Raw genomic sequence first — 1513 nt, 5'->3', positions numbered from 1 at the left:
CATATGCCTTGGTTGGCATCCTTGAAATCGTTAGTTCTCCGCTTTTTGGCATTGGCATATATTTTTTAGCTTTTCACAGCTGGAAGCAAATGCCTTCGATTTCAAAGCACCTTGCGTCACCTAGTGCGGAGATACACCCTGTGAGACAAGCCCTTATCGTTCATAAGGCAGCAATGCCATTACTGATTCCTACATGGATTTTATTAGGTGGAACATGGTGGTGGCTTTCAGATACTGCTAACTTTCGTGACCTCGCCCTTCTCTCACTTCTTGTCTACCTCATAGTCACTCCGGCTCACGAAGTTCTTTGTGAGTGGCTATCAGCAGAGCCAGAAACGGCCTAACGTCACGTCTTGGCACCTGCTATGATTTTCCTAACTTTGAGGAAAGCAGCATGCCTTTTTCACCGACATCATCCGAAAGCCCGATTATCGAGCAGGCTCATGCAGATAGCCCGGAACTGGACATCCCGAAAAGGCTAGGGCCACTCCGACGACTTTATAACTGGGTGCTTTCTTGGGCTGATTCCCGGCACGGCGTGATTGCCTTGGCTGGAATTTCATTTGCCGAAAGTTCTTTCTTCCCAATCCCGCCCGACGTCCTGCAAATCGCACTCTCTGTGGGCAAGCCAAAAAAGAGCTATCTATTTGCCGCTGTATCAGTGACTGCAAGTGTCCTCGGAGCCATCGCAGGGTGGGCGATCGGTCGGGGTTTATGGCATCTAGTTGATACTTTTTTTTACAGCGCCATACCTGGTTTTACATCCGAAAAATTTATTTATGTTGAATCCCTTTATCAAGAAAATGCGTTCCTTTGGTTGATACTATCTGCATTTACACCAATTCCTTTTAAGATTTTCACAATCGCAGCGGGCGCATGCTCTGTCCCACTTCCAACTCTCATAATCGCATCTTTCATTGGACGAGGTGGCCGCTTTTTCCTAGTTGCCACCATCATGAGAATTTGCGGCAAACAGGCTCGCGAAATACTTGACAAGTACCTTGAACGGATAACCCTGATTTTTGGGATTCTTGTACTTGCTGGTGTTTATGCCATTAAGTTTCTTGGCAACCACTAAGTATTTTTAGCCAGATCGTCCTGTAAATCAGCAAACGTTTTATCAAAGACACTACGCACCCATGTAACTGTCTGGAATACTTCGTCAGCTAGTGACTCACCATTCTCACGGTTTAACAGATCTGCCAATTGGCTGCGTTTTTGACTTTCGGTTGGAAACACGTGCCCTAAACGTACGTCAAGAAGCCTAAGCCTGCCCTCGATTTTCCGTAACAGGTCGTACGCATCGCGGAGCGATTTTGCCATTTCATTCCCTATGATACCAGCAAAAGCAAGGGACTCGAGGCCAGCAAGTGTGTTTGATGTCTGTAGCTCAATATTGTTCTTGCCATATAACAATTGAAGTGTCTGAACAAGAAACTCAATATCAACGACACCACCAGGACCGCGCTTAAGGTTGTCTTTGGCCGCTGTTTCTTCCATACGTAGTCGCATT

The 1513-nt window shown here is 46.4% G+C and carries 2 protein-coding genes and 1 pseudogene; 2 read left to right on the top strand and 1 reads right to left on the bottom strand.

Annotated features, from left to right (window positions below; translation table 11 throughout):
• The coding region (locus ABGY95_RS06300) for a Brp/Blh family beta-carotene 15,15'-dioxygenase (RefSeq protein WP_347440841.1) at nt 1-344 on the top strand (344 nt) is incomplete at its 5' end.
• Between the two features lie 50 nt (nt 345-394).
• The gene (locus tag ABGY95_RS06295) at nt 395-1078 is read left to right on the top strand and encodes a YqaA family protein (protein WP_347440840.1); all 684 of its coding nucleotides are present in this window, start codon (nt 395-397) and stop codon (nt 1076-1078) included.
• Here the strand turns inward: ABGY95_RS06295 and ABGY95_RS06290 are convergent.
• Nucleotides 1075-1513: pseudogene (locus ABGY95_RS06290) on the bottom strand (hypothetical protein); the annotation flags it as partial. The gene ABGY95_RS06295 and the pseudogene ABGY95_RS06290 overlap by 4 nt on opposite strands.

The organism is Rubritalea sp. (assembly GCF_039830215.1).
In the GTDB taxonomy this organism is placed as follows: Bacteria; Verrucomicrobiota; Verrucomicrobiia; order Verrucomicrobiales; family Akkermansiaceae; genus Rubritalea.
Note: the sequence above shows the minus strand (reverse complement) of the source record. Positions and strands in the feature narration are given on the sequence as shown.